The organism is Pseudomonadota bacterium, from assembly GCA_039033415.1.
Lineage (GTDB): Bacteria > Pseudomonadota > Gammaproteobacteria > Xanthomonadales > SZUA-38 > JANQOZ01.
On record JBCCCR010000024.1, the window covers coordinates 12,648 to 38,234 of the forward strand.

At 63.0% G+C, this 25,587-nt stretch carries 17 protein-coding genes; 12 read left to right on the forward strand and 5 right to left on the reverse strand.

Features of this window, described 5'->3' with window-relative positions; genetic code table 11:
* The first annotated feature begins 80 nt into the window (after window positions 1-80).
* From AAF358_18520 to dnaQ, 3 genes are read left to right on the forward strand one after another with little or no spacing between them, the layout of a single operon-like run.
* Window positions 81-863, forward strand: coding sequence for a methyltransferase domain-containing protein (locus AAF358_18520; protein ID MEM7707552.1), 783 nt, complete (start codon window positions 81-83; stop codon window positions 861-863).
* Window positions 860-1,285: a ribonuclease HI gene (gene rnhA / locus AAF358_18525; protein ID MEM7707553.1), complete on the forward strand. Its 426-nt coding sequence runs from the start codon at window positions 860-862 to the stop codon at window positions 1,283-1,285. Before AAF358_18520 ends, rnhA begins: the two co-directional genes overlap by 4 nt.
* The gene (dnaQ, locus tag AAF358_18530; protein MEM7707554.1) at window positions 1,282-1,998 is read left to right on the forward strand and encodes a DNA polymerase III subunit epsilon; all 717 of its coding nucleotides are present in this window, start codon (window positions 1,282-1,284) and stop codon (window positions 1,996-1,998) included. Before rnhA ends, dnaQ begins: the two co-directional genes overlap by 4 nt.
* 60 nt (window positions 1,999-2,058) lie before the next feature.
* Here dnaQ and nhaD read toward each other — a convergent pair whose 3' ends face one another.
* Window positions 2,059-3,492 carry a sodium:proton antiporter NhaD gene (gene nhaD, locus AAF358_18535; GenBank protein MEM7707555.1) on the reverse strand — a complete coding sequence of 478 codons (1,434 nt, stop codon included), beginning with the start codon at window positions 3,490-3,492 and terminating at the stop codon, window positions 2,059-2,061.
* A gap of 269 nt (window positions 3,493-3,761) precedes the next feature.
* Between nhaD and AAF358_18540 the strand changes: the two genes are divergently transcribed.
* Together AAF358_18540 and AAF358_18545 are read left to right on the forward strand one after the other, a co-directional pair.
* Window positions 3,762-5,063, forward strand: a complete 1,302-nt coding sequence (locus AAF358_18540; GenBank protein MEM7707556.1) for a multiheme c-type cytochrome — start codon at window positions 3,762-3,764, stop codon at window positions 5,061-5,063.
* A 97-nt stretch (window positions 5,064-5,160) separates the two neighbouring features.
* Window positions 5,161-7,041, forward strand: coding sequence for a serine/threonine-protein kinase (locus AAF358_18545; GenBank protein ID MEM7707557.1), 1,881 nt, complete (start codon window positions 5,161-5,163; stop codon window positions 7,039-7,041).
* Window positions 7,042-7,098: 57 nt separating this feature from the next.
* On the opposite strand, the gene AAF358_18550 is transcribed toward AAF358_18545, so the two are convergent.
* Together AAF358_18550 and mltF are read right to left on the reverse strand one after the other, a co-directional pair.
* Window positions 7,099-7,800: a Stp1/IreP family PP2C-type Ser/Thr phosphatase gene (locus AAF358_18550; GenBank protein ID MEM7707558.1), complete on the reverse strand. Its 702-nt coding sequence runs from the start codon at window positions 7,798-7,800 to the stop codon at window positions 7,099-7,101.
* Window positions 7,801-8,002: 202 nt separating this feature from the next.
* On the reverse strand, window positions 8,003-9,463 hold the full coding sequence (mltF, locus tag AAF358_18555; GenBank protein MEM7707559.1) for a membrane-bound lytic murein transglycosylase MltF: 1,461 nt from the start codon (window positions 9,461-9,463) through the stop codon (window positions 8,003-8,005).
* A 328-nt stretch (window positions 9,464-9,791) separates the two neighbouring features.
* On the opposite strand from mltF, the gene AAF358_18560 reads away from it, so the two are divergent.
* From AAF358_18560 to AAF358_18570, 3 genes are all read left to right on the forward strand, one after another.
* Window positions 9,792-10,211, forward strand: coding sequence for a DUF6524 family protein (locus tag AAF358_18560; GenBank protein ID MEM7707560.1), 420 nt, complete (start codon window positions 9,792-9,794; stop codon window positions 10,209-10,211).
* Between the two features lie 18 nt (window positions 10,212-10,229).
* Window positions 10,230-10,718 carry a DUF2058 family protein gene (locus AAF358_18565; GenBank protein ID MEM7707561.1) on the forward strand — a complete coding sequence of 163 codons (489 nt, stop codon included), beginning with the start codon at window positions 10,230-10,232 and terminating at the stop codon, window positions 10,716-10,718.
* A gap of 96 nt (window positions 10,719-10,814) precedes the next feature.
* Entirely contained in the window at window positions 10,815-11,375 is a 561-nt protein-coding gene (locus AAF358_18570) for a DUF4287 domain-containing protein (GenBank protein ID MEM7707562.1), read from the forward strand.
* A 103-nt stretch (window positions 11,376-11,478) separates the two neighbouring features.
* Here AAF358_18570 and metH read toward each other — a convergent pair whose 3' ends face one another.
* Entirely contained in the window at window positions 11,479-15,162 is a 3,684-nt protein-coding gene (metH, locus tag AAF358_18575) for a methionine synthase (protein ID MEM7707563.1), read from the reverse strand.
* Window positions 15,159-16,109 (reverse strand): metalloregulator ArsR/SmtB family transcription factor, encoded by a 951-nt coding sequence (locus AAF358_18580; protein ID MEM7707564.1) that lies wholly within the window; start codon window positions 16,107-16,109, stop codon window positions 15,159-15,161. Before AAF358_18580 ends, metH begins: the two co-directional genes overlap by 4 nt.
* A 424-nt stretch (window positions 16,110-16,533) precedes the next feature.
* Between AAF358_18580 and AAF358_18585 the strand changes: the two genes are divergently transcribed.
* The 4 genes from AAF358_18585 to AAF358_18600 all read left to right on the forward strand — a co-directional run bounded on the left by AAF358_18585 (window position 16,534) and on the right by AAF358_18600 (window position 25,556).
* A complete protein-coding gene (locus tag AAF358_18585) occupies window positions 16,534-21,534 on the forward strand; it encodes an NAD-glutamate dehydrogenase (protein ID MEM7707565.1) in 5,001 nt (1,666 codons plus the stop codon).
* Window positions 21,531-22,304 carry an NAD kinase gene (locus AAF358_18590; protein ID MEM7707566.1) on the forward strand — a complete coding sequence of 258 codons (774 nt, stop codon included), beginning with the start codon at window positions 21,531-21,533 and terminating at the stop codon, window positions 22,302-22,304. The genes AAF358_18585 and AAF358_18590 overlap by 4 nt, the downstream gene beginning before the upstream one ends.
* 61 nt (window positions 22,305-22,365) lie before the next feature.
* Window positions 22,366-23,319, forward strand: coding sequence for a 5'-nucleotidase (locus tag AAF358_18595; GenBank protein ID MEM7707567.1), 954 nt, complete (start codon window positions 22,366-22,368; stop codon window positions 23,317-23,319).
* Window positions 23,319-25,556, forward strand: a complete 2,238-nt coding sequence (locus AAF358_18600) for a thiamine pyrophosphate-dependent enzyme (GenBank protein ID MEM7707568.1) — start codon at window positions 23,319-23,321, stop codon at window positions 25,554-25,556. Before AAF358_18595 ends, AAF358_18600 begins: the two co-directional genes overlap by 1 nt.
* The last annotated feature ends 31 nt before the right edge of the window (window positions 25,557-25,587 follow it).

The following is a 25,587-nucleotide window of genomic DNA, read 5'->3' on the forward strand; positions in this document are numbered from 1 at the left end:
CAGCTCGGCGGGCGGCCGACCCAAACGCGGCTCACCATACTTGATGCGGTAAAACATGGAAAGCGGACGGGTGGGGTACAATGATGGCGTTTTCACGGCTGGTGGCAGGCAGTCTTTTGCTGGATCAATCTCAATCATCGAGTGCCACGTTGGGTGGCGCTGAAGGCGGCTCGCCAGGTTCCGTGCCGGTTGAGCTTCCGGCGAGGCTGCGGCAAGCGGAAGTCCGCGTCTGCCGATCGGTGGTCGCCAACGTTTTCGGCTATCACGCGCTGCAGGTGAGCTCGCTGACCACCGCCGATGATTTGCTTGCGACAGCTCAGACGATCAGCTGTCACCAGCTCCGGGTGAATCCCGCAGGTAAGCTGGAAGGCTGTGTAGCGGGTCAGCTGGCGGAACTGCCGTTCCAGGACGATTCGGTTGCCATGGTGGTGCTCGACCACGTGCACGAGCAGATGCCCGGGCGCCGCGAGCTCTGGGGTGAGCTGCATCGGGTGCTTCGCCCGGGCGGGATCGCCATCGTGCTGGGGCTTAACCCGCGGGGCCACCGCCACCCGCTGCTCATTCATCCGCTGTCGCCACCGGCGATGGCCGAACAGCTTCGTGGTTTCGATTTTCAGACTCTGCTGGTTCGCCCGGTCAGCGATCGCGGCGGCCGGCTTCGCGATTGGCTGGCTCGCACCTCTCGTCGCTGGTCAGGGGCTCCCTGGCTCGGCTGGTTTGGCCAGTCTTTTGTGCTGGTGGCCCGCAAAAACAGCAGCGATCCGCAGATTGTACCGCTGCGTCCCGGGCGGCTCTCAGCCCTCAAATCCGCCGCACCGCAACTCGGTGGTGCGCAGGGGCGCGGGCGGTTCTTACGGCGATGACGGTAACGATCTACACGGACGGGGCCTGCAGCGGCAACCCCGGGCCGGGCGGCTGGGGCGCGCTCCTGTCACACGGGACTCGCGAGCTGGAGCTCAGCGGCGGTGAAAAGCAGACCACCAACAACCGGATGGAGATGCAGGCCGTGATCGAGGCGCTGTCGGCCCTCAAGCGGGCCTGCGATGTGGAGCTGTATACCGACTCGACTTACGTGCGCGATGGCGTCACGCGGTGGATGACTAACTGGAAGCGCAACGGCTGGAAGACCGCGGCGAAAAAGCCGGTGAAGAATCAGGATCTTTGGCAGGCGCTGGACGCTGCGGTCAGCCGGCATCGAATCAACTGGCATTGGGTCAAAGGGCACAGCGGTGACCCTGGCAACGAGCGCGCAGACACGCTGGCGCGGGAGGCGGTTCCTTCGTGAGACAGATTGTGCTGGATACCGAAACCACGGGACTGGAGCCGTCTCAGGGGCACCGGGTGATCGAAATTGGTGCCGTGGAGCTGGTGGATCGCCGGCTGTCGGGCCGCCAGTTCCATCGCTACCTCAATCCGCAGCGAGAGGTGGAGGCTGGCGCCCTCGAGGTGCATGGGCTGAGCGATGAATTCCTAGCTGACAAACCCCTGTTCTCGCAGGTGGTCGATGAGTTCATGAGTTTTGTGTCAGGGGCTGAGCTGGTGATTCACAACGCGCCCTTCGACGTCGGGTTTCTCGACAGTGAGCTGGCGATTCTCGACCGTCAGCTGCCTTCCCTTGGCGGCGTCTGCAGCGTTCTGGACACGCTGGAGCTGGCCCGGAGTATGCATCCTGGCATGCGCAACTCGCTGGACGCGCTGTGCCGGCGCTATGACGTCGACAATAGCCGGCGGGAGCTGCACGGCGCGCTATTGGATGCCAGCATCCTGGCGGAGGTGTATCTGCGGATGACCGGTGGCCAGACCAGTCTCACCCTGGAGCTGGCCGGACAGACGGCGCAGACGCAGGCGGCTGTCACTCAGCCGCAGGAGCGTCCACCGCTGCTGCGCAGGTCAGCGTCCGAGACGGAGCGGGCGGCGCACGAAGAGCGGATGGCGCAGATCGAAGCGGCGGCCGGCGGCCCGACAATCTGGGCCCGTCTTTCCGAACCTGGCGCCTGACCTCAGGACCCACCACTTGCGGCATAGACCGTCGACCGGTCGACGCCAGCGCGATACCACTCAGCCGGTGATGGAAACCTCGGTAAAATAAGCGGCGTTGACCCAGAGGTGGGCGTAAATGCTCGCGATGTAGCCAACGATGATCGCCGGCGACCACTTCAGGTGACCAAAGAAGGTGTAGGCGCCCCTAGCCTGGCCCATCAGCGCTACCCCAGCCGCTGACCCGATGGACAGCATGCTGCCGCCCACGCCGGCGGTCAGCGTCACCAGCAGCCACTGGCCTTCATCCATCCCTGGCTGCATCTGCAGCACCGCCACCATCACCGGGATGTTGTCGACGATCGCTGACAGAACACCGACCAGAGCGTTGGCGATCGTGGGGCCGAGCTGGCCGTACATGGCCTGCGAGGCCAGTTCCAGGTAGCCGATGAAACCCAGGCCACCGACGCACATGATGACGCCGAAGAAGAACAGGAGCGTATCCCACTCAGCCCGCGCCACGTTGCGGAAGCTGTCGAAAGCTGACACATCCCCGGGGCGGCCTTCATTAAAGGCCAGCTCTTTGTGGTGGGTCCTTTTCAGGTAGTAGCCAAAAAACTTGAGATAGGCCAGGCCGGTCATCATGCCGAGGAACGGCGGCAGATGCAGGAAGTTGTGGAAGCTGACGGCCGTGACGATCGTGCAGACGAACAGGAACATGATGCGCCGGGCGCCTCGCTTCATCGCTACGGTGCCGCCGGATACTTCCGGAACGTCGTTGGGCACCGCGAAGTGCATCGCGGCGGCCGGGATCACGTAGTTCACCACCGAGGGCACAAAGAGGCTGAAGAAGGTGCCGAAGGGGATCAGGCCGGCCTGCCAGACCATCAGCGTTGTGATATCGCCGAAGGGGCTGAAGGCACCGCCCGCGTTGGCGGCCACCACGATGTTCACGCAGCTGATCGCGACAAACTTCGGGCTATTGCGGCCGACCGCCATGACCACAGCGCACATGACCAGCGCGGTGGTCAGGTTGTCAATGATCGGCGACAGGAAGAAGCTCAGGATGCCGGTGATCCAGAAAAGCTTGCGATAGCTGAACCCGCGGCTCACCAGGAACGCGCGCAGCGCTTCAAAGACGTTCCGCTCGCTCATGGCGTTGACGTAGGTCATCGCGGCGAGCAGGAACAGGAACAGCTCGGAGAACTCCACCAGGAAGACGCGCACGGCGGTTTCCGCCGAATGCGTCAGCTCATTGTTGGCGTACTCCATGGCGATGACCACCCAGATCAGGCCCGCGGCCAGCATCACCGGCTTGGACTTGCGCAGATGGGTGAACTCCTCAGCGATGACGAGGGAGTAAGCCGCGACAAAAAGGGCCAGCGCGGTGACCCCGACCCAGTGGGTGGTCAAATCGAGTTCCGCGGTAGCCGCGCCGAAGGCGAGACCCGGAGCAAACAGACCGAGGGCAACAAGTGAGAGTATTCCGAGCACGATTCGTTGATTGGTTTGCACGATGGGTCCTGTTTATCGACTGGTTCGAGCTTTACTTAAATGTCCGGGCGTTGAACTGCCCACGAAATACGCCTCTGCGACAGCCAGAGTCAACGGGCGACCGATGCAGCGCAACCTCTGGGCCAGCGCCGCAACGGGGCGGAGTTTACCTGAAAAGCGGGCAATCGTGGCAAGACGGTGGCATACTTGAAGGCAAAGTTGCAGGAAGCGCCCGAGGGGACTTTCGGGGGCAGAGCGAGTCAGCCTCGCTGAAAGGAAGGGGAACCAAGATGAAGCAAAGACTCTACTGGCTATTGGGATGCCTGATCAGCACTTCTGCCCTGGCTCTACCGCCTGGGGACGATAACCGGCACTTGGGGGTGGCCAGCTGCGCCAGCAGCACGTGTCACGGCTCGGTATCAGCATTCCGCGATTCCAACGTGCTGCAAAATGAGTTTGCGACCTGGCAAAGCGTCGACAAACACTCGCAGGCTTACCAGGTTCTGCTCAACGACCGCTCCAAACGTATCGCCCGCAACATGGGTCTTGCCAACGCGCATGAGGCGGACATCTGCCTGGATTGCCATGCCGACAACACGCCGGTGGCAATGCGCGGGGAAAAATTTGATATCGCTGACGGCGTCGGCTGTGAGGCGTGCCACGGCGGCGCCGAGAAATACCTGTCTTCTCACGCGTCCGGCCAGGTCAGTCATGAGGACAACCTCGCGGCGGGTCTTTATCCAACCGAAAATCCGCAGCGGCGCGCTGAGATGTGTCTCACCTGCCACCTCGGGACGAAGGACCAGATGATCACGCACCGCATCATGGGCGCCGGCCATCCACGGCTGTCGTTTGAGCTGGATACCTTCACCTGGCTCAACCCACATTTTCAGGTTGATGACGACTACGTTCAGCGTAAGGGGGATCTCAACGGCGCGCGCGACTGGGCGGTCGGCCAGGGCGTCGCCGCCATCACGCAGCTTGAGACGCTGATGGACGACAAGGCTGGCACCGACGGAATTTTTCCGGAGCTGGTGCTGTTTGACTGCCACGCCTGCCATCGCTCGATGTTTGGTGACCGGTGGGTGCCGCGGTCGGGAACGGGCCTCGGCCCTGGTATCGTTCGCTACAACGACGCCAGCCTGCTGATGTTCAAACATGTGCTCACCGCGCTCGACGCCGGTGAGGGTGAGGCGCTCTCGCAGCAGGTTCGCGATCTCCATGTGGCCACGACCAAAGGCCGGGCCGAAACGGTGCAGGCCGGCCGTGCGGTGCTGTCTTCCCTGCGGGCTGGGGTGAACAAAGTCCAGGCGGCTCAGTACGACGGCGCGCTGCTGGAGGGCGTTCTGTCCAGCGTGGTGGCTGACGGCGAACGTGGCCAGTACCGCGACTACGCCAACGCTGAACAGGCGGCTATGGCGGTCGATACGATGATCCTTGCCTTTGAGAACGAGCAGGTGATCAACGCGCAGCGGGCCGAGGATCTGCGCGCCAAAGCCGAGGCCTTGTTCGAGGCCACCAAAGACGAAGATAATTATCAGCAGGGACAGTTTGTTCGTGCTCTGCGGGCCCTGAAGGACGCCGCACCCTGAACGAAGGCTGCTCGGGCGTTGGCCCGACCGCACATGCCGCTTCCCTGAAGGCCGCGACTGTTTGTCGCGGCCTTAAAATTTTGATGGAGTCCGGTTAGTGGAAGTTCCCGGTTATGACATACAGCGCGAGCTAGGTTCCGGCGGCATGGCGACGGTGTATCTCGCCATCCAGGAAAACCTGCACCGGGATGTCGCGCTCAAGGTCATGACGCCGGGCCTGGCCGTGGATGAAACCTACTGCCAGCGCTTCTTGAAAGAAGGCCGGATCGCGGCCCAGCTCAACCATCTGAATCTGCTCACCGTCTACGACATCGGTGTGCACGAAAACCACTACTACATGGCGAGCGAGTACCTGCCGGGTGGCACCGCCAGGGACAAGATGAACGAGGGGATGTCCGAGGCGGACATCCTGCACATCATCACGGACATTGCCCAGGGGCTGCAGTTTGCGCACTCCAAGGGGTTTGTTCACCGCGACGTTAAGCCGGGGAATCTCCTCTTCCGCGGCAACGGCGACTGTGTGCTGGGCGACTTTGGGATTGCCAAAGCGGTGGATTCCAACACCGGCGCCACCAAGCTCGGCACCTCAATCGGCACGCCGCACTATATGAGCCCGGAGCAGGCGAAGGGCGAGAAGGTCGATCATCGCACCGATCTCTACAGCCTGGGTGTGGTGTTTTACGAGATGCTGACCGGCAAGCCGCCCTTCGACGCAGACGACCCGTTCTCGGTGGCGTTGATGCAGATCAACGAACCGTGCCCTGAGGTGCCCGCGGAGTTTTCCCACTTTCAGCCGCTGATCGAAAAGCTTATGGCGAAAGATCGGGAAGAGCGTTACGCACAGGCTGACGACTTTCTGGACGACCTGGAAGACGTGACCGGCGCGGTGGCGCCGGCGCGCAAGACCACCCGTCGCAAGATGAGCCCGTCCGAGCCCGGCCGGCGCGCCACGCCGCCCCCGGCCTCAAAAGCCGCTCAGGAGCCCGCCGAGAGCACGGAAGGCAAGCGTTCTATGATGCCCATCGTGGTCGGCGGGACGGCGGTGATCGCGGTCCTGACGCTGGCGATTGTGGGCTGGAACGCGATGAGTGGTGGTGGCGGTGAAGATCAGCCCGATCCAAATCCACCGACACCGGGTCCTGATATTGTTGAACCGATGCCCGATCCGCCCAACCGCGAGGACGAGCAGCGAGAGCGCTTCGCGAGACTCATCGGAGAAGCGGAAGCGTTTGTCGAAAGCGGCGCGCTGCTGTGCAACGGCGGCGAGAGTGCGTTGGCACGCTATCGCACCATCCTGACGGAAGATCCTGACAACGATTCCGCGCGCCTCAAGCTGCGGGAGCTGGCCAATACAATCGAGTCTGCGGCCGAAATCGAGTGGGCCAAGGGTGAGCTGCAAAACGCCTACACGCTCCTGCGCCAGGCTTCGGTGCAGTTTCCGGGTGACCAGGGCATCGAATACCTGCTGAACGAGATCGAAAGCCAGGACTACGAGCTGGAAGATCCGCTCCAAAACAGTCCGGACGGCTGCGGTGCAACGACGTCGCTGGCCGGTGGCGCTGACGATGAACCCGATAATCCTGCAGCTGAGCCGGAACCTGTGACCGCAGGTACTGCCGAGGACACACCCTCAGAGCCCGCACAGCCGGTGGCGCTTGACGCTGACGCGGAGGCCCGCGTTGAGGAGCTGCTGAAGCAGGCCGACAACTACTTCGACGCCAACATCTTCTCCCATCCGCCTGGCGAAAACGCCATGGACAAGTATCTCGAGGTGAAGGCCATCGATCCGGCCAACCGCCGCGCCAACGAGCGGCTGGCGAGAATCGCCGGGCTTTGGCTCCGTGCGGCTGAGGTGCGTATCAGTCGTGGCGAGTGGGACAAGGCTCGCGCGATGGTTGATCGCGGTCTGCAGGCGGAGCCGGACAACGAGGCCCTCGCTGAGCTCATGAGGCAGATCGAGCAAAATGGTGGCGGCTAGCCGCTGTTGCTAGCCAGCCGCAACTTTTATGGCCGGCGACCGATCGATCAGCAGGTTCTAGGCCGCTTCTCCCACCAGCAGCACCGTCACGTTATCGGACCCGCCGTGGTCCAGCGCCGCGAGGATCAGGTGGTCGACACTTTCCTGAGGTGCCAGATTCTGGCCGAGCACGTGGGCGATGTAGTCGTCGTCCACCTCCTCGGTGAGCCCATCGCTGCACAGCAGCAGCATCTCGCCCGACTTCAGCTCCCCGCTGACGGTATCCACGCTGAGTGAGGACGGGTCGGTCACGCCCAGCGCCTGGGTCACCACGTTGCGGTGCGGGTGAGTTTTGGCCTGCTCGGCACTGATGGCGCCCTGGTCGACGAGCTCCTGGACGTAAGAATGATCGCTGGTCAGCTGCTTGAGCTCGCCGTTCCAAAGATAGACCCGGCTGTCGCCAACCCAGGCGACTTCAAACTGGTGGTCCTGAATCCGCGTGGCGACCAGCGTGGTGCCCATGGGCATGGCGCTCTGTCTGGCCCTCGACTGATCCACGATGTGCTGGGCGGCTGCCTGGACCGATTCGCTTAGCGTCCGCCCAGCGCTGAACTCCTGCACAACAGTGTCGCGGGCGATGGCGCTGGCGACCTCCCCGAGGTCGTGGCCACCCATCCCGTCAGCGACCAGCCACAGTCCGAGGTCGGGCTTGGCGCAGTAGGTGTCTTCATTGTGTTCACGACGGAGACCGACATGGGTTCCATGCCCAAATTCAATCATGCGTGTTTGCACTCCCCATCACCATCCGAGCATCCTGCCGGAATTCCTGTTGCTGACCCGAGCGCCGCTGTGTGCCTCGCTCGTTCGTAAAAACACCCCGCTCGAATCATAGCACCTCACTAGACGTTCGAGCAAAAGAGGCAACATTATCAGGCTATTACGCGCCTTACTTCAAGCGAAATCCCCGGCAAAAAAAGCCGGCTCAGGGCGCAAGCTCCGGTGCGGGTTGGTCGTTTTTTGTCGCCAGCGCCCAGTTGAGTATGTCGTAGTAACTTTGGATATTGCGCACGTAGGCAGCTGCTTCGCGGCCACGTGAATAGCCGTGCCGGGTTGTGCGATACCACTGAGGCTGGTTGAGCTTGGGCAGATGCTGCACCACCTCATCCCAGCGGTCGGGGTCCTGGCCCGCGCGCTGCGTCAATATCCGGGCGTCCTCGAGGTGGGAAAACCCGATGTTGTAGGCGGCGAGCGCGAGCCAGATCCGATCGGGCTCGGGAATGCGGCGCGGAATCTTTTTGAGCACCCGCTTGAGATAGCGAGCGCCGCCGCCGATGCTCTGGGCGGGATCCTCGCGCTCCGTCACGCCGACCATGCGAGCGGTGGCGCTGGTCAGCATCATCACGCCGCGGACCCCGGTCGGAGACACGGCGTTTGGATCCCACAGTGATTCGGCGTAGCCGATTGCCGCGAGCAGCCGCCAATCCAGTTCGTTCTGTTCGCCGGCGGCCACAAAATACGACTTCAGGTCGGGCAGTCGGCTTCGAATATGCCGCAGAAAATAGTGGCTGTTACTGCGATCGTAATAGGCGATGTGCGCGTGGTAACGGTCTTTAATGTCAGCCAGCTCGCCGCTGCCGCGCAGCTCCCCGAGTATCCTGTTCGCCGCGCTCAGCAAAGAATCGTCACGATTGACGGGAAAGGCCCAGGCGATGGGCTGGGGCTCGGTCAGGGCAAATCCTCTGCGCAGCGTCGGAAAAAAGCGCTGCTGAATCTCCAGCACCGTTGAGTCGGCAATCGTCAGGTCTTCTTCCCCGTTGCTCACCGCGTCGAACAGGGATTCGATGTCGTCGCTGGACTGTCGCCAGGTCAGCTCCGCGAGACGGTCACCGAATCCCTCCAGCGTTTCGGCATAGCTGGAATCGGCGACCACCACCATGTTGCGGCCAGCCAGGTCGGCGAGGGAGCGCGGTTTCCGGTTGCCGGCCTTGTAGACCACGTACTGGATCGTCTCGGTGTAGGGTTCCGAAAATCGGGCACGCGCCTGGCGTCCCGGCGTGACGGTGATGTTGGCTGCTGCCAGGTCCGCCCGACCGCTGTCCACCGCTTCAAGAAGCTGGGAAAAACTCTCGACCGTGATCATCCGAAGGCTGACGTTCAGATCTTCGGCCAGCCGCCCGGCCAGGTCGTATTCGAGGCCGGTATCGCGTTCCTGCAGGTTGTAATACGTTACGGGGCTGTTGACCGTGGCCACCCGCAGCTCGCCACGGTTTTGCACCTCGACCAGCTGGGGCATCGGTGGCGGTGGCGGCGGGCGCGTCAGCGTAAAGGTGAGCAGACCTAAGCCCAGCAGCGCAAAGCCGCCGGTCCACAGCCACTGAAGGCGAGACTGGCTGCCGAGTAACAGGGATCGAGAGGTCGAGTCGCTGTGGGATGGCGATGCCATCTACTCAATCTAGCGGAAACTCCGCTCACCGACCAATTGACAGGGCCCGGCAAAAATGGCAGCGCCAGCGCTTTCATGGACTGCGTGTTGAAAAACGCAGTTTTTCGGCGCGCAGCATTCGGTACAAGGATATGCCGACATTTTCGATGGCCTCAAGCCATTGAAAATGTAAGCCAAGTGAAAATCGCATTTTTCACTTGGCGTCGTCGCCTCCGTTATCATCATGGGCCATGGATGGCTTTTTCAACGGTCTGCCAGTTCAATTGACCCGGGATTTTTTTGGCCGGTCCGACTAAAATGCCGGGCTGGCTCAACACGTGATGGCGGTATGGCTTCGAAACAACTGGGCTTTGGGGGCTTTGCTCTACGCTGGGTAGCGGCGCTGGCGCTGACGGCGTCGATCTTTAATCCCACGGGCTATTCATACGTACACTGGGTCTCCCAGTCGGTGTCGGAACAGCTTCCGCTCAAGGTTCTTGCCGGGATCGTTTTGCTGATTGGTCTCATCATCTTCTTCCGCGCAACCTGGCGCAGCATCGGCGCGCTGGGCATTGTGCTGGTTGTCGGGTTGATGGCGACGCTCGTTTGGCTCCTGGTCGATCTTCAGCTCCTGACCATTGACGCCGGGCACGTGCTGACCTGGATCGGGCTGGTGGTCATGGCCACGGTGCTGGCCGTCGGCATGTCGTGGTCACATGTTCGACGCCGCATCACCGGCCAGGTTGACGGCGACGATCTGGGAGACTGAGCGGTGAGCGGATCGTCGATGGCAGACCAGCTCCGGCAGCTGGGGTTGGCCAAGAAAACGCCCAAAAAGCCGGCCAGAAAAAATCGCCGAAAAGGGGCTGTGAAGCCTCAGAATAAAGACGCTGGCGGCGAGATCACCCTTGCTGCCGCGTACTCGGAGCGAGCCAGAGACGAGCAGCGCCAGCGCGACGCAACCGCCCGCGAAAAGCGGCTCGAGCAGCAGCGTCGCAAGGCGCTGAATGACGCGCTTGCCAAGCTGATCAAGCCGGCATCCCTCAACAGTCAGGATGCGGACATCGATCGCTTTTTTGAGTATGCCGGCAAGATCCGCAAGATTTTTGTCACCGAAGAGCAGCAGCAGGCGCTCAATCGGGGTGAACTCGGTATTGTGACTTTCCGCGGCGGCTACCACCTGGTGTTACCCGCGATTGTTGAGCAGGTGGCCGAGGTAAAAGAGGAAGCGGTGGCTTTCCGTCCCCAGGTTGCGGACGGCGACGAGCTGGCCTGATTTATCCCGCTGGTTGTGGAAACGGCGGGGCGGGGCGCTTGTTTCGTCCTCTCCGGCGTCCTATGCTTGGGCTAAGCGAATAAGCGCGGAGGATTCATGGCATCTCCGGAAGAACAGCTGCAGACCATGATCAACAACCTGTCGGAGAAGACCGGCAATGATCTGCATACCTGGCTCAAGCTGCTGAGGGGCGCTGGGCTGGGGAAACATGGGGAGCTCGTCAAACATCTTAAGTCGGAGCATGGCGTCAGCCACGGCTTCGCTAATCTGATTGCCTCGGAGTTCCTGAAAACCGGCGAATCGATGAAGTCGCCGGAAGAGCTGGTCGAAACGCAGTATGCGGGGCCCAAGTCTGCCCTGCGGCCGATCTACGACACGCTGATTGGAGTGGTCGAACGTTTCGGCGACGACATCGAGGTTTCGCCGAAAAAAGCGTACGTCAGCCTGCGTCGCAATAAACAGTTTGCTCTGATTCAGCCTTCTACCGCTTCGCGTCTCGACGTGGGTATAAAGCTCAAGGACACGGAGTCGAACGATCGGCTGGAGCCCTCGGGGAGCTTCAACGCGATGGTCAGTCACCGTGTGCGGGTGGAGGACGCCATTGAGATCGATTCGGAGCTCAAAGACTGGCTCAAGCAGGCTTACGACGAAGCCTGATTTTGACGGCGGCACGGGGCGGTGCGGCCTTCGGCAGCGCTCTGGCTCCTTTTCTTGGCACCCAACGAGGCACTAAGACGCAGCGTCCCTCTGACTTAGAGCACTAACGGTCGTAGCCAAGGTTCGGCGCCAGCCAGCGTTCCGCCTGGGCAAGGCTGATGTTCTTGCGCGCCGCGTAGTCTTCCACCTGATCCCGGTCGATCTTGCCAAGCACAAAATACTGACTCTGCGGGTGGGCGAAATATAGGCCACTGACGGACGCCGGCGGCGTCATGGCAAACGACTCCGTGAGCATCATGTGGGTCGCGTTCGGGGCATTCAGCAGATCAAAGATTGTCTGCTTTTCAGAATGTTCAGGACAGGCCGGATAGCCCGGCGCTGGTCTGATACCGCGATACTTCTCGTCGATGAGCGCCTCGTTGTCCACCGTCTCATCCGGGGCATAGCCCCACAGGGTGCGACGAACCCGAGCGTGCAGGCATTCGGCAAAGGCCTCGGCCAGTCGGTCTGCCAGCGCTTTGAGCAGAATGGAGTTGTAGTCGTCGTGATCGGCCTCGAATGCCCGCGCGCGCTCCTCACAACCCAGGCCGGCGGTCACCGCAAAAGCCCCGATATAATCCTCCAGGCCGGAGTCCTTCGGCGCGACAAAATCCGCCAGGCTGAAGTTGGGTTTGCCCGGATCTTTATCGATCTGCTGACGCAGGCAGTGCAGGGTGGTCGCCACCTCGGACCGGCCCGGGTCACCGTAGATCTGAATGTCATCGCCGACCGCGTTGGCCGGAAAAATCCCGGCAACCCCATGGGCCGTCAGCCAGTTCTCGCTGACAATTCGATCCAGCATGGCGCGCGCGTCCGCATACAGGTCGCTGGCCTGCGGCCCGACAATCGCGTCGTCAAGTATGCCCGGGTAGCGACCGGCCAACTCCCAGGTCATAAAGAACGGCGTCCAATCGATGAATTCGACCAGCTCGGCCAGCGGGAAATTTTTGAGTTCGTGGATACCAGGGTCAAGCGGCTTTGCGAGATCGCCCGCCTGCCAGTCGATCGGCAGATGTCGTTCGCGGGCCACGTCGATCGGCACAAGCGGCCGACGGCTCGGTCCAGACCGATATCGCTCACGCACTTTTTCGTAGTCCGAACGGATGTCTTTGACGTAGCTCTCGCGGCTTTCCGGATTGATCAGCTTCTGGGTAACGCCCACGGCGCGCGACGCATCTTTGACCCAAACCGTTGGTGATTCATAGTGCGGCTCAATCTTGAGCGCGGTGTGGGTTCGCGACGTGGTGGCACCGCCGATCAGCAGCGGCTGCGTCAGACCGCACCGCTGCAGCTCCCGAGCGACGTCGCTCATTTCTTCGAGTGATGGCGTGATCAGCCCCGACAGGCCGATGAGGTCAACCTGCTCCTTCTGTGCGGTCTCGATGATCTGCTGCATGGGCACCATGACGCCCAGGTCGACGACGCTGAAGTTGTTGCAGCTCAGCACCACGCCGACGATGTTTTTGCCGATATCGTGCACATCCCCTTTGACGGTGGCCAGCAGGATCTTGCCGGCACTGCTGCTTGCACCGCCGGCTTTCTCCTTCTCGATGTAAGGAATCAGGTGGGCTACCGCTTTCTTCATAACCCGCGCGCTCTTGACCACCTGCGGCAGGAACATTTTGCCTTCGCCAAACAGGTCGCCGACCACGTTCATGCCGTCCATGAGCGGCCCCTCGATCACCGCCAGTGGACGGTCGGCGGCGAGCCGGGCTTCCTCAGTGTCGTCGTCGATAAACTCCGTGAGGCCGTGGATCAGCGCATGCATCAGCCGTTCGCGCACCGGCTGCTCACGCCATTCGAGGTTGTTTTTGGTCCTGCGCTCGCTGCGCCCGGAATAGTCGGCGGCCATGTTGAGCAGGCGTTCGGTGGAACCGTCGTCGCGATTCATGACCACATCTTCCACCGCGTCACGCAGGGGCGGCGGCAGGTTGTCATAAACCGCAAGCTGGCCGGCGTTCACAATCCCCATGTCCATGCCGGCCTTGACCGCATGGAACAGAAAGACGGAGTGAATGGCTTCCCGCACCGTGTTGTTGCCGCGAAAGGAAAACGACACGTTGGAGACCCCACCGGAGACCAGCGCGTGCGGCAGCGATGTCTTGATACCCCGCACCGCCTCGATGAAGTCCACGGCGTAGCTGTTGTGCTCCTCGATGCCGGTGGCGATCGCAAAGATGTTGGGGTCGAAGATGATGTCCTGCGGCGCCAAGCCGGTGACTTCCGTGAGGAGCCGGTAGCTGCGCGTGCAGATCTCCATTTTCCGTGCAAGCGTGTCGGCCTGGCCCTGCTCATCGAACGCCATGACCACCACCGCCGCGCCGTAGCGTTTGACCAGCCGCGCCTGTTCGAGGAAGGGCGCCTCACCTTCCTTCAGCGAAATGGAGTTCACCACCCCTTTGCCCTGGATACACTTCAGGCCCGCTTCGATCACCGACCACTTGGAGGAATCGACCATCACGGGCACCCGGGCGATGTCCGGCTCGCCAGCGATTCGGTTCAGGAACTCGACCATCGCCTCCTGCGATTCCAGCAGGCCTTCGTCCATGTTGACGTCGATGATTTGTGCGCCGTTCTCGACCTGGTCGCGAGCGACGTCCAGGGCCGTCTCGAAGTCGCCGCCCATAATCAGCTTCTTGAACTTTGCCGAACCGGTGACGTTGGTTCGCTCCCCGACGTTCACGAAGTTGGTCTCCGGCGTCACGGTCAGCGGCTCAAGACCCGACAGGCGAAGCCTTGGTTCAACCGTCGGGACCGCTCGGGGCGTCACGCCGTCCACGGCCGCGGCGATGGCGGCGATGTGCGCGGGCGTGGTCCCACAACACCCGCCCGCGACGTTGACCAGCCCGGCCCGGGCGAACTCACCGACGATGGCGGCCGTCTGCTCCGGCGTTTCGTCGTAGCCACCCAGCTCGTTGGGCAGGCCGGCGTTGGGATGGGCGCTGACAAACGTGTCGGCCACCCGGCTCAGCTCCGCGACGTAGGGGCGCAGCTCCCGGCCGCCGAGGGCGCAGTTGAGGCCGACGGTCAGTGGATCTGCGTGGCGAACCGAGTTCCAGAAGCTCTCGGTGGTCTGGCCCGAGAGCGTCCGGCCGCTGGCGTCGGTAATCGTGCCGGAGATCATCAGCGGAACCTGACCTTCTGGGTCTAGGCCGGAGACCGCAAACAGCGCCGCTTTGGCGTTGAGCGTATCGAAGATGGTTTCGACCATCAGCGCGTCAGCCCCGCCTTCGATCAGGGCAAGCGTCGCCTCGCGGTAAGCCTCGACGAGCTCGTCGAAGGTCACGTTGCGCAGCGCGGGATTGTTAACGTCGGGAGAAATCGAGGCCGTTCGGTTGGTGGGCCCCAAAACGCCGACGACAAACCGCGGCCGTTCGGGCGTGCTGTGGGTTTCGCAGGCTTCCCTGGCGAGCTCGGCGGACCTTCGGTTGATGTCGCCGACCAGCGCCTCGCAGGCGTAGTCCGCCTGGGAAATTGAGGTCGCGTTGAACGTGTTGGTTTCGATCAGGTCCGCACCGGCCGTGAGGTACTCGCCGTGAATGTCCCGAATCAGATCGGGTTGGGTCACCGATAGAAGGTCGTTGTTGCCTTTGAGGTCGTGCGTGTGGTCGGCCAGCGCCGCGTCGCGGAAGTCCGCCTCGGTCAGGCGATGAGCCTGGATCTGGGTGCCCATGGCGCCGTCAAGCACCGCAATTTTCTCGGCAAGCAGCGCCTTGAGCCGCTCGCCGCGTTCACGATCGTAATTCATTGGCGCAAATCCTTTTGGCCGGGCTTGAGGGCCTCAAACGTAATCACTTCAAAGTGTGGCACCCGGGACTCCCGCGAGGTGACCTCACAGCTCACCACCTTCAGTCCGGCGGCCCGGAAAAACTGACCCAGCTGGCGCCGGCTGAAACCGAGGTTCACGTGATTGAACGGCTGCACCGCCGCTTCATGCCGATGTTTCTTGAGGGTGGAGCCAACCAGCGTGCCGCCTGGGGCCAGTACCCGGGCCGCTTCGGTCACCGCCTCCTGCGGCTGCCGGGTGTAGGTGAGCGCGTGCATCAGCAGCACCACGTCGAATGCGCCATCGGCAAACGTCATGTTGTGCATGTCGCCCTGCACGCACGTGACGTTATCGAAGCGCGCGAGGCGTCGTGCGCCAGCGGCCACCACCGGTTCGCTGGAATCGATACAGGTCACCTCGCGGGAGCGCGGTGCGAGCATCTCCGCGAGAACCCCGTCACCGGACGCAACGTCGAGCACCCGGCCCAGATGCAGCAGCTGCAGCGCCGCCCGGGTGGTTGCTTCCCAGGTGCGGCCCGGGGAGTAGTGGCGCTCCATGTCGCCAGCGACGGCGTCTGCCCAGTTGCGGGTGCTGGCTCGTGCCGCCAGCACGCCAGGCAGTCGTTCGCGATCGGCGCTCAGCAGCGAGTCTTCTACCGCGGCCGTCAGAGTCTTCCAAATTTCTTCCAGCGGCGCCTCGTGCAGTCGCTGGTGGGGGCGATAGTAGCTTTGCACGCCCGACTTGCGGTCCACCACCAGGCCCGCTTCGCGCAGCTTGGCTAGGTGTGTCGACACGCGAGGCTGTGCCAGCATCGTGATCTGGGCAAGCTCGGCCACCGTCAGCTCTTCACCGGAAAGCAGCAGCAGGAGGCGAACCCTGCTGGGGTCCGCCAATACCTTGAGGAGGCCGGAAGTGGTGCCAAGATCGATGATCGTATCCTTATATCGCGATATTAAGATGAAAGGGTACCAAGACCCCCGCAAAAAGGCCACCGTGACCTTGCGGGCCGGCGCTCTGCGAGTGGTTCGAAAAGCCATCCATGGCTCTGGGTTGCAGCGGTCGAGCATGCGACAATACGCCGGCGACGTGAGCCGGGTCGCAGCAGCGTGCGGTAAGGGGCCAATCTCCGGAAAAGCCCCCAGCCCGGTTCGATGAAGACGCCAAGATTTCCCACGCTTTTGGAGGTGCCGGCGAGGTGCAGCGGAGGGTGATCCGAAGGTCCGAAGCCGGCCTGCGTTAGCCGGCCAGCCGGACCGTACTGGGAGGAGTAACGGCTCGCTGGCGCTCGGCCAGGAGCCCGTTCGCGGTGGGCCGGCTAAAACCGGCAGACCGGACACGAGGGAAGAGAGCGAAATGACGAAGATCATGGCCGCCGACGTGCGCAACCAAACCTTGGAACTGCTGCCGCAGACCATCAAAGGCAACGAGAGCCGCTGGGCCGGCGCTTTTGCTGAACACTTCTTAGCTCACGTGCCCGAAGCGGAGCTCACCGCGGAGGCCGGCGCGTTCTGGGCGGCCGCGATCAGCGCGCAGCTGCAGCTGTTGAAGCAGCGGCTAAGAGGCCAGGTCAGCATCGAAATCTCCAACCCGAGCGAATCGCTCCGGTCGGAGCGGCGGCTGACCCTCGTGGACGTCGTCAGCGCCGATCGGCCGTTTCTGGTGGACTCAGCGACGCTCGCCATCGCCGAAAGCGGTCACTCGATCCGCCGCGTGATTCACCCGATCTACCGCGTTAGCCGCGATGCTGGCGGGTTTTTGATGGACCTCAAGCCCGGCAACCAGGATGGGGACGAGGGCGCGGCGGAATCGGTCATGCAGTTTCATCTGGACCGGATCAGCGATAGCCAGCAGATCGCGGACCTCAAGTCGCGCATTGCCGACCAGCTCGAAGACGTGCGCCTGGCGGTGGACGACTGGCAGACGATGATCGCCCAGGCGCTCAGCGTGGCAGATGAAGTGGCGCAGGCCAAGACCCCCTACGGCAGTGAGCGGCAGGAGGAAACCGCGGATTTCCTGCGCTGGATGGTGAACCAGCATTTTACGTTTCTGGGCTACCGGCAGTATCAGGTTGTGCCGGTGGAAGACGAGTTTGATCTCGAGCCGCAGGAAAGCACCGGGCTGGGAATCCTCCGCCCCGAGGGACGGCTGCGCAAGCCGCCGCGCCTGGTCAGACTGAAGACGGCCAGCCCGAGCGAGCTGTCGGACGCGTCACCGATAGTGTTGACCAAGGCGGGGGTGCGCTCAACGGTCCACCGCGGCGGGCACCTCGACCATGTCGGCGTCATGATCTTCGACGACAACGGCAAGCTCACCGGTGAGCACCGCTTTCTGGGTCTCTACGCCTCCGCCGCCTACAACCGGCGCCCCTGGGACATGCCCTTGGTCCGCCGCAACGTGACCGCGGTCATGGATCGCTCCGTCTACAAGCCGGACAGCCACGGCGGCAAAGCGCTGCTCCACATCATGGAAACCCTGCCGCGTGACGAGCTGTTTCAGTCCGACCCGGAGGAGCTCTTTCATACGGTGACCAGCGTGTTTGAGCTGCAGGAGCGGCGCCAGACGCGGCTGCTGATTCGGCAGGATCGCTTTGGGCGCTTTTTTTCCTGTCTGGTCTATTTGCCTCGGGAACGATTCAACACGGAAACGCGCCAGACGCTGCAGGAAATCCTGACGCGTGCGCTTAACGGCGTGAGGATCGACTACACGGTACAGCTTGATGAGTCGGTGCTGGCTCGCCTGCATCTGATGATCTGGGTCGACCCGACCCGCCAAGGGCCGGCGACGGTGATCGACCAAGACGGCCTGCAGCAGGCCGTGGCGGATGCGGTGCGGTCCTGGAGTGACCGCCTGGGCGAAGTTCTGGTCGACAAACATGGGGAAGAAATCGGCGAAGCGTGGACCCGGACGTTCGGTGAGGCGTTTCCCGCCGCCTACGTCGAGGACGTTGCCCCCTGGGTCGCGGCCTTCGACGTGGAGAAGCTCGCTCGCCTGGACTCGCAGGATTCGCTGGAGCTGAGCCTCTATCGGCCTCGCGTCCAGCCGACGGGCAAGTTCCGCTTCAAGGTGTTTCGGTGGAACAACACGATCGCGCTCAGCGACGTGCTGCCCATTTTGGAGAACCTCGGTCTGCGGGTCGTGAGGGAACGGCCCTACCGGCTGCAGATCGGCCCAGGGAGCGTCCGCTGGGTGCAAGATTTTGACATCGTTCTCGCCGCCGGCGGCGATCTGGATCTGGAAACCGTTGGCCAGCCTTTTCAGGAGGGTTTTGAGCAGATCGTGCGAGGCCGGCTGGAGAGTGACGGCTTTAACCGCCTGATTCTTGGGGCGGGTCTCAACTGGCGACAGGTGGTGATCCTGAGAGCCTACTGCCGGTACTGGCGGCAGACCGGCTGCCCCTATTCGCAGCAGTACATCGAGCAAACGCTGGCGAGCCACCCGCGCCAGGCGGCGCTGCTGGTTACGCTGTTTGCGGCGCGCTTCGATCCCGGGCTGGGCCCGTTGACGGGCCAGCCTGAGGACGAGGCGGCACGTCAGACCGTCGCCCAGCAGCGGGCGCGCATGCTGGCGCGGCTGCAGCGGACGGCCGCCGCGCTGAAGCTGATGCCTGGGGACGGCGCTGACCTGACGGCGGCGGATCGGTCGGAGCTCATCAGCCTGTGCCAGGTGCTGATGACCGCGAGCCTGGCGCGGGTTCGTTCGTCGGACCACGACCGCATCCTGCGAAGCTTCGCGGACCTGATCGGCGCCACGCTCCGCAGCAATGCGTTTCAGGGCAGCCTCGACGATCCGGAGCGCGGCTACATCAGCCTGAAGTTCGACTCAGCCAAGGTACCGGACCTGCCCAAGCCGGCACCCTGGCGCGAAATTTTTGTTTACTCACCCACGGTTGAGGGTATCCATCTTCGGGGCGGCCCGGTCAGCCGCGGGGGGCTGCGCTGGTCCGACCGCTTCGAAGATTTCCGCACGGAGGTCCTGGGGCTCATGAAAGCCCAGCAGGTCAAAAACACAATGATTGTTCCCGTTGGCGCCAAGGGAGGTTTTGTCGCCCGCAATATCGAACCTGGCAGCAACCGGGATGCGAGAATGGCTGCAGGCGTGGCCAGCTATCGGCGCTTTATCAACGGCCTGCTCGATATCACCGACAACCTCACCGAACAAGGCCTCACGCACCCGGCACGGGTGGTGCGCCACGATCAGGACGATCCGTATCTGGTGGTGGCTGCGGACAAGGGTACGGCGACGTTTTCCGACATTGCGAACGCCGTAGCCGCCGACCATCACTTCTGGCTTGGGGATGCCTTTGCCTCGGGCGGGTCGGTCGGCTACGACCACAAAAAAATGGGTATCACGGCGCGCGGCGCCTGGGAGTCCGTGAAGCGCCACTTTCGTGAGCTTGGCGTGGACTGTCAGGCTGAGCCATTCGCCGTGGTGGGCATCGGCGACATGGCCGGAGACGTGTTCGGCAATGGGATGCTGCTGTCGCCGGCGATTTGCCTTAAAGGTGCCTTCAACCACGAACACATTTTTCTTGACCCAGAGCCTGATCCGGAGAGCAGTTTCGCTGAGCGCCAGCGCCTGTTTGACCTACCGCGGTCTTCCTGGACGGACTACAACGCCGAGCTGATCAGCAACGGAGGCGGTGTCTATTCTCGCTTCGACAAAACGGTAGACGTGACCGAGCCCGTCGCTGAATGGTTGGGACTGAAGGCCGGTCCGATGGCACCCAACGATCTGATCCGAGCGCTGCTGAAGGCGCCCGTGGATCTGCTCTGGAACGGCGGGATCGGCACCTACGTCAAGGGTGCCAGCGAAACCGATCTGGAGGTGGGCGACCGCAACAACGATTCACTGCGGGTCAATGGTTCGGAGCTGCGTTGCCGGGTGGTCGGCGAAGGCGGCAACCTGGGGCTGACGCAGCACGGTCGCGTAGAATTTGCCTTGGCCGGTGGCCGCATCAACACCGATTTTGTTGACAACGCCGGCGGCGTGGACTGTTCGGACCACGAGGTCAACATCAAGATTCTTCTGAACCAGGCCATGGCTGACGACCAGATCGACGACAGCCAGCGGGTTGAGATGCTGGCCTCCATGACCGACGAAGTGGCGGAGCTGGTGCTTCGCAACAACTACCTCCAGAGCCAGGCGCTCAGCCTGATGGAGGCGCACACGGTGCCTCGACTCGGCTCGAAAGCCCACATGATCAGCGTCCTGGAAGCCCGCGGGCTGCTCGATCGACAGCTCGAGGCGCTGCCGACCGATGAGGAGATCCACCAGCGCAAAGGGCAGGGGACCGGCCTCATGCGGCCAGAGCTTGCGGTGCTGCTGTCATACAGCAAGATCACGCTCTACCAGGACCTCCTGGCGAGCGACGTTCCCGAGGACAGCTATCTCTCGCGCGAGCTGCTCGGCTATTTCCCGAAACCGTTGCGGGAACGTTTCGCTGACTTGGCGGCTGAGCATCGGCTGCGCCGCGAAATTATTGCCACCGTCGTCACCAACTCGATGGTCAATCGAATGGGCGCCACGTTCTGTCTGCGCATGGGTGAGGAAACCGGCGCTGACGCCGCGGAGATCGCTAAAGCCTACACGGCAGCGCGAGAGATCTTCGACGCCCGCCAGATCTGGGCGGCGATTGAGGCGACCGATAACCAGGTGGCCAGCGCGCACCAGATCGAAGCCCATCTGACCGTCTGGAATCTGCTGCGCCACGCCACGCGCTGGCTGCTCAACCACCACCGCGGGCAGCTGGATGTCGCCCTCATGGTCGAGCGATATGGCAAGCCCGCGCAGGAGCTGATGAGCAGAATTGTGGGCTGGATGACCGCGGCCCAGGCCAAACGGGTCAGTGGCTATCGGGCAAGGCTCCAGCGCGGTGGCTTTTCGGAGGCACTCACCGACACGCTGGTTAGCTGCTCTCAGCTGAAACCGGCGCTGGATATCCTGGACGTAGCGCGCCGGGGCGACACCGAGCTGGAGCTGGTCACTCGAAGCTATTTTCGCATCGGGCAGCACCTGCGGCTCGGCTGGCTCATGCAGCAGATTGAACAGCTGCCGGTCGACGGTCAGTGGCACGCCGCGGCGCGTGGCGCTCTGCGCGACGAGCTGTACGGCAAGCAGCAGCAGCTGACCCAGCAGGTTGTCGGCCGGCTGGCAGGCGCCAGCAGCGGCGACGCCGAGGCGGGCGGCCTGTTCCGGAACTGGCTGGCAGTCGCCGATAGCGAAGTGCGCGGCTTTGGGCATATGATGTCGGACATGCGGGCCAGCGGGACGGCCGACTACGCCAAGGCGTCGGTTGCGGTCAGGAATCTTGAAAGGGTGCTGGCCGTCACCGCCGAGTCACCAGGGGAGCAATAACTTTGACCGCCATCGCGTTTGTCGCCAGCCGTACCGAGGGAGCCCAGCAGGCTCGCAAGCAGATGATCGACCGCTATGGCGATCACCCGCCGGAGGAGGCGGACATCATCGTAGCCATCGGCGGCGATGGGTTCATGCTTCAGACCATGCACCGCAGCATGAACCTGAGCAAACCGATCTACGGGCTAATGCAGGGTTCGGTCGGGTTTCTGATGAACCAATTTGAAGATGCTGGGCTCGATCTGCCCGAGCGACTGGCTCGCGCGGAGACCGCTGAGCTTCACCCGCTTCGCATGGTGGCGCAGGGTGAGTCGGGCGCGGAGCTGACCGCGCTGGCCATCAACGAGGTTTCGGTCTTTCGGCAGACCAAGCAGGCGGCTAAAATCCGCGTCAAAATCAACGATGCGGTCAAGCTTGAAGAATTGATTTGCGACGGGATTTTGCTGTCGACGCCGGCCGGCAGCACGGCCTATAACCTGTCCGCCCATGGCCCGATTGTGCCGCTCGGCGCCAATATCCTGGCGCTGACGCCGATCAGCCCGTTCCGGCCCCGACGCTGGCGCGGTGCGTTACTGCAGTGTGACGCGAAGGTCTGCTTCGAAGTGCTGGATCACTACAAACGCCCGGTGAGCGCAGTGGCGGATGCGTTTGAGGTCCGCGACGTGGTGGAGGTATCGATCACCGAGGCGAAAGACGTGACCCTGCGGATGATGTTTGACCCGGAGCACAACCTGGAAGACCGAATCCTGAACGAGCAGTTCACGATATGAACGGACCCCAGCGACTAACCCGGACGATTCGGGGTCGAGGCGGAAGCGAGGCCCCCGGCCGTTGACCGCCCAGGCGCCGGCAAGCACAGCGGTGGAACCCTCGTTTGTCGTAGCGATTTCCAGCCGCGCGCTTTTTGACCTCGACGAGAGCCACCGGCTGTTCGAGCGTGAAGGGGTTGAGGCCTATTCTCAGTTTCAGATCGCGCACGAAGACGACTCCCTGCGTCCCGGCATCGCGTTTCCGCTGGTCAAAAAATTGCTGCACCTGAACCGGCTATCGCGGGAACTGAATCAGGCGCATCCAGACGACCCGCCGACCACGCCCCTGGTCGAAGTCATTTTGTTGTCGCGCAACAGCGGTGATACGGGGCTGCGAATTTTTAACTCGATCGAAAACCACGGTCTGGATATCGTCCGTGCAGCTTTTACCAACGGGGCGAGCCCCTTCGCGTACGTCGAGTCGTTCGGCGCAGATTTGTTCTTGTCGACCAACCCCGACGACGTCCGCGAAGCGCTGAACGCCGGGTTTGCCGCTGCCACAATTTTGCCGTCGACCGTTGCGGTGAGCAGCGACTCGGAGCTACGCATCGCGTTTGACGGTGACGCCGTGCTGTTCCACGACGCGGCGGAGCGTATCTATCAGGAGCAGGGTCTGGAGGCTTTTGCGGCGAGCGAAAAAGCTGCCGCCGACCAGCCGCTGTCCGGTGGCCCCTTTAAGCCGGTGCTGTCCGCCATTCACCGGATCCAGGCCGCTTTTCCAGCGGAGCACAACCCGATCCGCACGGCGCTGGTGACCGCGCGCTCGGCGCCGGCCCACAAGCGGGTGATCCTGACCCTGCGCGACTGGGGCATCCGGCTGGACGAGGCGCTGTTCCTGGGCGGCAAACCCAAAGGGCCATTCCTGAAAGCGTTCGGCGCCGACATCTTCTTTGACGACCAGACCGAACACTGCAATTCAGCTAGCAACCACGTGGCGACCGGGCACGTGCCACACGGCGTGGCCAACCGCAGCTGATGGCCGGGGGCGCCAAGAAACTCGATCGGGCGGCGCTGATCGACGCGAGCTTCGCCAAGCTGGCCTCCGAGTACGAGCCCACGGTCCCGGCCTCGAGCCTGGCTGACCTTGGCGTTACCGTCGAGGCTTTTCTTGAGGTCTTTGAATCGCAGCTGCTCAGCCGGCACCTGGACCTTCTCGCCCGCCGCCTGCGGGTGGAAAACCGGGTGTTCTACACCATCGGCAGCGCTGGCCACGAGGGCAACGCGCTGCTCGGTCGCCTCACCCGGCACACCGATCCCGCGTTCCTGCACTACCGCAGCGGGGCCCTGATGATCGAGCGCAGTCGGCACGTAGGCGGGATCGATCCGGTCTACGATACGGCGCTGTCGTTTGCCGCCAGTGCCGAAGATCCGGCCTCGGGCGGCCGGCACAAGGTTTGGGGTAGCCGCCCGCTGTGGGTGCTGCCGCAAACCAGCACAATTGCCAGCCACCTTCCCAAAGCATTTGGCACGGCGCTGGCGATCGATCACGGTAGTCGGATTGATGCAGAGCTACCGATCCCCGCCGACTCAATTGCGCTGTGTACCTTCGGGGATGCGAGTCTCAACCACAGCACCGCGCAGGGCGCCCTGAATGCCGCTGCCTGGGCGGCCCATCAGGCCATTCCGGTACCGCTGCTCTTTGTCTGTGAAGACAACGGGCTCGGTATCTCGGTGCGCACACCCAAAGACTGGGTGCAGCGCAGCATGGCCGAGCGCTATGGGCTCGACTATCGTTGGGTCGATGGGCTGGATCTGGCCCAGGCCTGGAACGAGGTACGCGACGCCGTCGCCACCTGCCGCGAACGCCGCCGCCCCGTGTTTTTGCATCTGCGAACCGTGCGGCTGATGGGGCACGCGGGGACCGATTTTGAAATCGATTACCGCAGCGAAGCGGAGCTGGCCGGCGCTGAGGCCAGCGACCCGCTATTGACGAGCGCCCGCCGTATCCTGGACGAGGGTCTGCTCGCGGTTGACGCCTTGCTGGAACGGTATGAGGCGGCCCGTGAGCGTTGTCGGGAGGCCGCGGATCGCGCCCACCACCGGCCTCGCCTTAACTCGGTGGCGGAGGTCATGGCGCCGCTGGCGCCGACGCATCTTAGCGCGCTGCGAAACGAGGCGACCCGCGTGGCCGGCGCGGCGGAGCGGCAGCGGGCCTTTGGTGATCTGGCGCCGGAAAGTGAAAAGCCGGCCAACCTGTCGGTCAACATCAATCGCGGCCTCGCTGAGCTGCTGGCCAAGTATCCTCAGGCCCTGGTGTTCGGGGAGGACGTGGCCCAGAAGGGTGGCGTTTACACCGTCACGCGGGGCCTTCATCAGCGGTTCGGCGCGGCGCGCGTGTTCAACACGCTGCTCGATGAGCAAACCATCCTGGGCCTGGCCCAGGGTTACAGCAACGTCGGGCTCCTGCCCATCCCCGAAATCCAGTATCTGGCCTATTTTCACAACGCCTGTGACCAGATACGCGGTGAGGCCAGCTCACTGCAGTTTTTTTCCGACGGTCGTTTCGCCAACCCCATGGTGGTGCGCGTCGCCGGGCTGGGCTATCAAAAGGGTTTTGGGGGGCATTTTCACAACGACACGAGCATCACGGCGCTGCGCGATATTCCGGGCTTGATCGTGGCCTGTCCGTCGCGAGGAGATGATGCGGCCGGGATGCTGCGGACCCTGGCTGCGGCGGGCGTCACGAGCGGGCGCGTCTGCATGATGATCGAACCGATTGCGCTCTATATGACCCGCGACCTCTATGACGACGGCGACGGCGGATGGCTCTTTGATTATCCCTCGCCGGAAACCTATTTCGGCCTCGGTCAGCCGCGGATCTACTTCCCGTTTGCCACCGATCTGCTCATCGTGACGTACGGCAACGGCGTGCCGATGAGCCTTCGCGTGGCTCGTGAGCTGAAAGAGGACCACGATCTGGCCGTGAGGGTGATGGACCTGCGTTGGCTGGTGCCGCTCAACGAATCCGCCATCGCGGAGCAGGCGTTGGCCTGCGAGCGGGTGCTCGTCGTCGACGAGGGTCGGCAGAGCGGCGCGCTGGCCGAAGGCGTGATGGCCGCCATTGTGGACGCGAGCAACGGCCAAACCCCGCCGATGGCGCGCGTCTGCGGCGCCGACACGTTTACGCCGCTGGGGCCCGCCTCGGCACTGGTGCTGCCCGACGAAGCGCAAATTGGAGCCGCTGCCAGGCGTCTCCTGGGGATGGAAGCGTGAGGGTTGGGCGTTTTTTGCGCCGGGCCGGCGC

Excerpts from the sequence above, each read along its gene's own strand:
- AAF358_18585 (MEM7707565.1), top strand. The coding sequence starts at position 16,534 with ATGACGAAGATCATGGCCGCCGACGTGCGCAACCAAACCTTGGAACTG.
- AAF358_18520 (MEM7707552.1), top strand. The coding sequence starts at position 81 with ATGATGGCGTTTTCACGGCTGGTGGCAGGCAGTCTTTTGCTGGATCAA.
- AAF358_18560 (MEM7707560.1), top strand. The coding sequence starts at position 9,792 with ATGGCTTCGAAACAACTGGGCTTTGGGGGCTTTGCTCTACGCTGGGTA.
- mltF (MEM7707559.1), bottom strand. The coding sequence starts at position 9,463 with ATGGCATCGCCATCCCACAGCGACTCGACCTCTCGATCCCTGTTACTC.
- AAF358_18570 (MEM7707562.1), top strand. The coding sequence starts at position 10,815 with ATGGCATCTCCGGAAGAACAGCTGCAGACCATGATCAACAACCTGTCG.
- rnhA (MEM7707553.1), top strand. The coding sequence starts at position 860 with ATGACGGTAACGATCTACACGGACGGGGCCTGCAGCGGCAACCCCGGG.
- AAF358_18540 (MEM7707556.1), top strand. The coding sequence starts at position 3,762 with ATGAAGCAAAGACTCTACTGGCTATTGGGATGCCTGATCAGCACTTCT.
- AAF358_18600 (MEM7707568.1), top strand. The coding sequence starts at position 23,319 with ATGGCCGGGGGCGCCAAGAAACTCGATCGGGCGGCGCTGATCGACGCG.
- AAF358_18550 (MEM7707558.1), bottom strand. The coding sequence starts at position 7,800 with ATGATTGAATTTGGGCATGGAACCCATGTCGGTCTCCGTCGTGAACAC.
- AAF358_18565 (MEM7707561.1), top strand. The coding sequence starts at position 10,230 with ATGGCAGACCAGCTCCGGCAGCTGGGGTTGGCCAAGAAAACGCCCAAA.
- metH (MEM7707563.1), bottom strand. The coding sequence starts at position 15,162 with ATGAATTACGATCGTGAACGCGGCGAGCGGCTCAAGGCGCTGCTTGCC.